Raw genomic sequence first — 7,289 nt, forward strand, 5'->3', positions numbered from 1 at the left:
GCTGGTCATACTGGCGACGGCGCAGCCAGACCCGCGCCCGCCGCAGCCACTACAAACGCCGAGGCCACACCCCATAACTGCGGTTGCAGTACTAGCTAGGAGGTTTCGCCGCCCGTCTCCTCGAAGTCGCCGATCATGGCCGGGTCGTCGGCCGAGGTCGACTCGGGCCAGGGGGCGGCGCCCGTGACGCCCAGGTCGGCGCGCATCGCCTCTCGGGTGGCGCGGATCAGGGGCCAGAGCGCGTGTTGCCGCTCGGCGGCCGATCGCAGCGTCTCGCCGGGCCGGGGATTCCCCTGTTCGATGCGCTTGATCTGCCCGTACACCCGGGTCAGTGCGTCGTTCAGTTTATTGGCCGGACCGATCACGGTATCGGGGGCGGTCATCAAGGTCTCGGACCAGCGGTCCCGGTGGGCGTCCTTCGCCCCTTCCAGCGCCTGGACGTCCTCGTCCCCGGGCGCGCGGTCCCGCATGACGTACAGGTGGCGGCTGAGCGCAGGCGAACTGTCGGGCGTCCCGGTGGAGTTCGGTGTAGCACCGCCGCCGCAGTTCGCGGTTCTCGCGGCGTTCCTGGATGGCGTGGCTCATCTCCAGCTCACGCTTCTTGACCCGGTCCGCGCCGCGCTGGGTCAGCAGCGCGGCGCCCAACGTGCCCGCCACACCGGTCATCGCGATCAGTACCGCCCCCACGTCCATGGGATCACCCTAGGGTCCGCCCTCAGCCGTCCTGGCGGCGGGCTGGGGAAGGGATGCCCGGCGTCGCGAGCCCGGCAAGATCGGCCGGACAGGGCCCAGGCCGGGCGCAGCGGGACGGCCTGGCGGCCGACCAGGACGGCGGCCAGGGCACAGCAGCAGGGGTGGTGGGGCTCCGCGATGAGGCCCCTTCCCTCCGCCGAGCGGGGCGGTGATCACGGAGCGATGAGCGATCAAGGCCCGGACGGCGTGTCACCAAGCTTCCCGACTGGGCGGCGCTTTCGTATCTGGCGCTACGGCGCCGGCCACATGACGCTGCTGCTGCGCAGCGCCGTCTGGCGCGAAGGGCAGGAAACGATCGACGTCTGGTTCGACGGCGTCAGGGCCGTGGACCTGCTGGAGAGTTTCGGTCCCCTGACCATCCGCGCGGCCGGCCCCGACAAGCGCGAGCGGCTCCTGGCCCGCGCGGCCGGTCTCATCCACGACCCGGTGAACCGACCGCCCCTGTGCCTGATCCTCTCCTGCGACCAGTACGAAGGCTCCGTAGCCTGCGCCCACGTACGCGTCATGGTCCAGACAACACGGCACAAGAGGCCATTTCACGCCACCAGCACCCACCAGGTCACACCCGCCGATCCTTCGCCGGGTAGAGCTTCGCGTGGAGCACGCGGTCCTCCCACCACGGATCGTCCGGAGCGGACACCAACGCGGCCACCAGCTCCCGCTTGGTCGGGACGGGCAACACCAACGGGCCCAGCTCCTCCACCTCCCGGTCGGCCGGCACTGCGGGCACTCCAACCGGTCCGGGCCGGCCTTCTCGTCGAGTTCCAGCGGTGAGCCCGCCTTCCCGCCGATCGAGCCCCGGCAGGTCCAGCACGGGCGCAGCGCGGCGTTGGTCTCCCGGGCCTTCTCCAGGAGGCCCCGGGCCTTGGCGGCGGCCTTATCCTGGCGTTCCTCGTGCTTGTGGTGGCACGGGTAGCAGCGGCCGCCGGGGCGGCGGGTCCACGGGCCGTGGAGCCCGTACTCGTAGGTGCTCTCCTGCTTGGGAACCTGGCCGCAGTCGGCACAGGCCAGGGTCCGCATCAGCTCCCGGTGGGCGTGGCGGGCCTTCTTCTCCCGGGCCTGCTGGCGCTGGTCGTAGGCGGCGCGGTTGTCCGGGTTGTCCAAGCCTCGATCAGGGAGTGCCGGCCGGGGCGGTCGAAGCGCCACCACACCGGGCCGAGGGGGCCGTGCTCAGCCAGCAGCTCCAGGGTGGTCGCGACGATGGGCACCGCGTCGTCGTACTCGCGCCAACCGTCTCCGTCGTCGTAGTCGCGGACCACAGAGCACCACCGGCCGCCCCAGGCCTGAACCACCAGGTCCATGACCGCCTTCTGACGGTCCGCCAGCGCGGATGTGCCCGGACTCCTGGTGCTGGGAGAAAGGCTGTGGGGAGTCGGTGGGCTCTGACAGGATGGACCGCGTGCCCGACTACGACTGCCATTCGGGAGGCGGGCCGGCCCGTTCGGACGTGTACTGGGGGCTGGGGCCGTCGAGCGAATGGACGGTGCAGCTGTGCGAACCGCCACTGCCGCAGTCATCCGGCCGAAGACGCTCTTCGACCGCACGGACGAATGGGAAGCGCTCGTCGCCTTCGCGGGCGACACGCGTCCGGGCCCTGCTGTCGGCATGGTCACCGGGCCGCGCGGTCAGGGCAAGAGCCACCTGCTCCAGGAGCTTGTCCGGGCGAGCGACGGCTTCTACTGCGGCGGGCGGGAGGCGGTGGAGGTGGAGTCCCTGCGCCGGCTCTCCGACGAGCTGGCCCGCCACACCGGCGAAGGCCCGCCGTCACGCTGGCGGGGTTGGGCGGACGCGCTGAGCGCGCTGCTGGCCCTCGAACCGGCCGAACCGGGCGAGACTGCTGCTGTGCGGCAGTGCCATGCCGGTGATGCGCCGGCTGCTCGGGAGCGCATCGACGGCGATCGACTTCCAGATCGAGGTCAGACGGCTCGACTACCGGCGGGGCGCGCTGCTGTGGGGCCTGGACGACCCCGTCCTCGCCCTCCTGGTGGCTGTTTTCCTGCGGCACGAGTGCGCACAGTGCGCAGATGCCGCTGGCGCCAATCTGAAGCAGCCGGAGGTGCTTTCTCCCCCCTTCTTGAGTTGACGGCGGCTCGTGTAGTCACTAGGGCAACGTTACGTTGTCCGCGGATGCGGACCCAGGCACCTGGAGGCAGTGCAATAATGAGTGGAAAGCAGTTTTCCGGAGACGTGATTCCGAACGCTCCCTCAACGGCTCCCACCCCTTCGTGGTATGCGCAGAATGCCCCTTTCCCGTCTACGAACCCGTGGTGGCCGGACAACACCCAGAATCAATACGCGATGACCTTCGCCAACGCTTCGGGAGAGAGCTCATTCGGGCCCTGGAGCTCTTGGGGCGGCGATCACTACGCGCTGTGTTATCTCGTCGATCTGCCGCTGGATCCCGACGGGACGGCAACTCAGCGCAACATCTATCGGCGCTCGCAGACGCAGGGATGCGAGGTGCAGCCGGCCATTCTCGTAGGCACGCTATACGACAATGTTGCGACAGAATTTCAGGAGGAGCCTCCTCCGCCGCCGACGGCGGCGCAGCAGGCCGCGGCCAAGGCCAACGTCAGCAACCAGATGGACTGGCTGAACCACATCCATGACTACCTGCAGGATGTGATCGAAGAGGTCTACTCCATGGTGTCCGAGGATCCGTCCTACGACCCTGGGCAGGAGTTCGTCGCCAACCTGATCGACGACATGCTCTGGGGCATCGGCGGCGTGACCTTTCCCGGTAACGCTTTCTTCTCGGCGGCCGTGGCGAACCTGTTCTGGGGCTACTACACCGATCCGCCGCCGAGCCTCAAGGGCGTGATCGGCGACGTGTGGGACCGGTTCGACAAGAGCTTCCTTCAGGCACTGGACGATCTGGCTGAGATCTACGGGGACATACCGGGGAACTGGAGCAGGACATGGACCAACCCGGCGACCGGGGAGGTGGCCACGGTCTGGACGATGGCCTCACCTGAATACGCCGTGCCCGACTCGAAGAGTGTCGCTTTCCAGACCATGACCGACGACGCGGTCGCGGCATACAAGGTCGCGCTCGCCAAAGCCCTGTTGCCGCTGAGATGGTTCGTGCTTCTTGATCCAGAAGGTTTGTTCGTCAAAAACGGCGACACGTCGCCGTCCGTCTACATAGAGAATATGCTCAGCCAGAACTGGAGTACCTTCGAAGCATATTACTTCACCTGGTTCGCCGACACGGGCACTATCTGTGATGAGCAGGGCATCACGATCTGCGAGAATTTTCTCGGAACCGGGTCGACCGACCCCTACTTCGCCGGCCAAGCTCCCGCCGATCTTTGCGACTGGCTGTTCCAGGACGACGGCTACGGCCGGACGACCAACCCGGAGGGGCTGGCTACTCGCCACGACGTTTTCTGCAACTGGGGCCTCCAAAACAGTCTGCCAGCGGCGGCTCCGAACTGTAACGCGCTCGGTTCGCAAGCGCCGGCGAACGACGTGGCGGTCGCCGATCTCGCGGCGGAGTGGCGCAAGGCCAAGCAGTGGCACGCTCTGTTCCAGCACACCGACAGGCAGGCCATCGAGCGACGTCTGATCGAGCGGGCGCAGGCGGACCCCACCTTCCTGCGCGCGTTGGTGAAGGAGCCCAGGGCGACCATCGAGGCCTTCCTGCAGATGCAAATACCGGCTGGCGTCGAGTTCGAGGTGATCCAGGAGACCCCGGGCCGTTTCCGGATGGTGCTGCCACTGATCGGCGCCCCGATCGCGAAGCCGGAGCCCTGGTGACCGGATATCCGCGCCTGAACTGAGGGGCCGTCACGGACTGTGCCGTTCTGCCGGGCTCCATCGGCTACTCAGGTTGAACTCGTCGGGCCGGGTGTGGCGATCAGCGGGTTGGTGATCGCCAGGCCGTTCTCGGCGAGGCATCCCTCGATCAGCTCGGGACGGTACTGGATCTGCTTGAGCTTGCGCTTGACGATGCGCAGGAGGCCGGCGAGGTCCGGCGCGACGAAGTTCACCATCGCCCGGCGCATCAGCGACCACACCCAGATCGAACCTGGTCCTGAAGGCGTTTCGCCCCCGCCAAGCACCACCATGCCGCCGGTGCCCGGCAGGCTCCGCCGCCCGCCCTCAAAGGGGGCTCCGCACAGACGGTCAAAGCCGCTCGGATCTGGGCGGAACTGATCGACCGGCTGGCGGAGGTGGTGCGTCGGTCTCCGTCGACCAGGAGCGCACGGTGCCCACCCCGCCCGCGGCCCCGGGCGCGGTGCCGCCGAGGACGAAGGCGAGCACGGTCTCGTTCACCGCCATCGCGTGCTGTGCGCCCGAGCGCCGGCGCCCCGAGCCGTACCGCCCATCTGCGAACGGACCATCCCCGGCACCGAAGCGGCCGCGTCCAGCCCGGCGGCGCCACGTCTTGTGCCGGTCCTTGGTGTTGCCGTCCGAGGCGACCAGGCCGTGCAGCGCGAGGCCGCCGAGCGCCTGCCGGACCGCCTTGTTCGACGCCGCCCCGGGCCCGACGAGCTTGCCCTCCTTGGCCGCCATCGCGAGCGCGGTCCGGAGCCGACAGGCTCGATCAGCCGATCGGTGGTGCGAGGTATTCCAGCGCGTAACCGTCGCCGGAGGGGGTTACGCGGGCGATGCCGGGTGAGTCGAGGTGGGCACCGGCTACGAAGTGATGTGGTTGGGTCAGTTGTTCGAGGAGGGCCGCTCGCGCGGCGCGGGCCTGGGACTGGTTGCCGTCGAGCTCCCAGGACACGTTCGGCTGATCGAATTGGAGCGTGGGAACGTGAACGGTGTCGCCCCAGGCGAGAAGGTGGCCGCTGCCGCTCCTGATGTCGTAGACGGTGTGACCGGGCGTGTGGCCCGGTGTCGGGATCGCGGTGATCCAGTCGTTGATCGCGACCTTCTCCGACACGGGTACGACCCGGTCGCGGATCGGCTCGAGCCGCCCCGTGAACACCGAGGTGTCGCCCGCTCCGATCCACACGCGCTCGAGTTCGGTGAACGCCTCTGAACCGTCCGGCGCGATCAGGCCGCTCACGTGGTCTTCGTGCTTGTGGGTGATGGCCACATCGGTGACACGCGCGCGGTCGATTCCCGCTTCGTCGAGCGCGTCGTAGATCAATCCCATGGTGGGGTCGTGCCAGGCGTTGGACGCGCCGGTGTCGATGAGAACTGACCGCGTGCCGTCGGTGACGAAGAAGGCGTTGACCGACAGCCGCAGGTTGTCGCCGGCCAGCGGGACGGCGGCCGGCAGCACATCGAGCGTGCGCCCGTCCTCGCCGCGGAGCCGTGTCGGCGGCATGTCGATGTACCCGTCTCGCAACGAGATCACCTGCAGGTCGCCGAATTCGAACGTGGCATGGTGCCGGCCATTCGAGATCAAACGCATGGAACCTCCGTCACGTTGGGCGCACTTGGCGTTTCTCCTATAAAAGATTATATCTTCTATAGGAGAAACACTACTGTGCGCAGCACGGTACCCATCGATCGAGGAGCACGGTGGTCGAGCAAGACGCGAACGCGGCCGAACCACAGCACGGTGACGACCTGGCCAGCGCGTTCGGCGGTAACGTGCGGCGACGCCGCGAGGAGGCGGGCCTGACGCTGGAACAGCTGTCCACACAGTCGTCGGTCAGCCGGGCGATGCTGTCCAAGGTCGAACGCGGTGAGAAGAGCCCGACGATCGGCGTCGCGTCCAGGATCGCCCACGCGCTCGACGCGTCGCTCTCGGACCTGATCGGTGCGTCGGCTGCTGCCGCGTCCGGTGTGGCCGTTGTCATGCGCAAGAGCGACCGCCCCGTTTTCCGTGACCCGGAAACCGGCTTCGAGCGGCACATGGTGTCAGCGGCCCCGGGTGCGGGAGGAGCCGAGATGGTAGTCCACTACCTCCCCGCGCAGATCTCCACCGGGCTGCTGCCCGCGTATCCGCCGGGTACGGAGAAACAACTCGTGGTGCTCGAAGGCACCCTCACCGTCGCGATCGGCGGAATCAGCGAGACCCTGAGCACAGGCGACTCCCTGTTCTTCCAGGCCGACGCGGACCACGGCTTCGCCAACCCGACGAACGCCCCCTGCGAATACATCATGGTCATCTCGCGCAGAACCTGATCGGCGTCAGCCTGCGTTTCGCGGGAGGCGACGGGCCTCCGCATCGGGCTCGGTAGCGAGATCCGTGGCCAGCGCCTCGGCGGATCCGGCGGCCGTCGACCATGCGCGCGGATCCGCCGCATCGTCACTCCCCCCTGCCCAGACCAGGCCCGGCCCGGGGCGACGGCCCGATTCCACCGTCATGACCCGGGCACTCGTCCGCTGCCCGCCCCTCGTTGCCGGGCCGGCCCAACGGGCCGACCCCCACCGGCAGCGAAATCAGCGTACGGGGCCGGGGCGGCATCAAGGTGTCCCTGCGGGGGCTGAGCGAGGAGCAGTTGGCCGAGTCCGCCCGTTTGGAGGAGGCCGAGCGGTGAAGTTCCACCCTGCGGTTGGACACCGATCTTCTACGCCGCGAGGGTATGACCTTGCTGGTGTCGCTGCCGGATCTCGAGTGGCGTGAGGTAGCC

Annotated in this window: 9 protein-coding genes; 3 read left to right on the top strand and 6 right to left on the bottom strand. The window is 68.3% G+C overall.

The window, feature by feature from the left end:
• Positions 1–95: 95 nt before the first annotated feature.
• The 3 genes from ACWC9T_RS39915 to ACWC9T_RS39925 form a co-directional block, all read right to left on the bottom strand.
• Positions 96–470 carry a hypothetical protein gene (locus ACWC9T_RS39915; protein WP_449825944.1) on the bottom strand — a complete coding sequence of 125 codons (375 nt, stop codon included), beginning with the start codon at positions 468–470 and terminating at the stop codon, positions 96–98.
• Positions 471–1,312: 842 nt separating this feature from the next.
• Positions 1,313–1,474: a hypothetical protein gene (locus ACWC9T_RS39920; protein WP_449825945.1), complete on the bottom strand. Its 162-nt coding sequence runs from the start codon at positions 1,472–1,474 to the stop codon at positions 1,313–1,315.
• 298 nt (positions 1,475–1,772) lie between these two features.
• Positions 1,773–2,054 (bottom strand): hypothetical protein, encoded by a 282-nt coding sequence (locus ACWC9T_RS39925; protein WP_449825946.1) that lies wholly within the window; start codon positions 2,052–2,054, stop codon positions 1,773–1,775.
• Between the two features lie 563 nt (positions 2,055–2,617).
• Between ACWC9T_RS39925 and ACWC9T_RS39930 the strand changes: the two genes are divergently transcribed.
• Positions 2,618–2,836, top strand: a complete 219-nt coding sequence (locus ACWC9T_RS39930) for a hypothetical protein (protein WP_449825947.1) — start codon at positions 2,618–2,620, stop codon at positions 2,834–2,836.
• A gap of 215 nt (positions 2,837–3,051) precedes the next feature.
• The gene (locus ACWC9T_RS39935) at positions 3,052–4,512 is read left to right on the top strand and encodes a hypothetical protein (RefSeq protein ID WP_449825948.1); all 1,461 of its coding nucleotides are present in this window, start codon (positions 3,052–3,054) and stop codon (positions 4,510–4,512) included.
• Between the two features lie 68 nt (positions 4,513–4,580).
• Here the strand turns inward: ACWC9T_RS39935 and ACWC9T_RS39940 are convergent, their stop codons facing one another.
• From ACWC9T_RS39940 to ACWC9T_RS39950, 3 genes are all read right to left on the bottom strand, one after another.
• On the bottom strand, positions 4,581–4,772 hold the full coding sequence (locus ACWC9T_RS39940) for a hypothetical protein (RefSeq protein ID WP_449825949.1): 192 nt from the start codon (positions 4,770–4,772) through the stop codon (positions 4,581–4,583).
• Positions 4,773–4,881: 109 nt separating this feature from the next.
• Positions 4,882–5,271 carry a hypothetical protein gene (locus tag ACWC9T_RS39945; protein WP_449825950.1) on the bottom strand — a complete coding sequence of 130 codons (390 nt, stop codon included), beginning with the start codon at positions 5,269–5,271 and terminating at the stop codon, positions 4,882–4,884.
• Between the two features lie 31 nt (positions 5,272–5,302).
• Positions 5,303–6,121, bottom strand: coding sequence for an MBL fold metallo-hydrolase (locus tag ACWC9T_RS39950; RefSeq protein ID WP_449825951.1), 819 nt, complete (start codon positions 6,119–6,121; stop codon positions 5,303–5,305).
• A gap of 110 nt (positions 6,122–6,231) precedes the next feature.
• Between ACWC9T_RS39950 and ACWC9T_RS39955 the strand changes: the two genes are divergently transcribed.
• The gene (locus ACWC9T_RS39955; RefSeq protein ID WP_449825952.1) at positions 6,232–6,840 is read left to right on the top strand and encodes a helix-turn-helix domain-containing protein; all 609 of its coding nucleotides are present in this window, start codon (positions 6,232–6,234) and stop codon (positions 6,838–6,840) included.
• Positions 6,841–7,289 lie beyond the last annotated feature (449 nt).

Source organism: Kitasatospora sp. NPDC001159 (assembly GCF_053598235.1).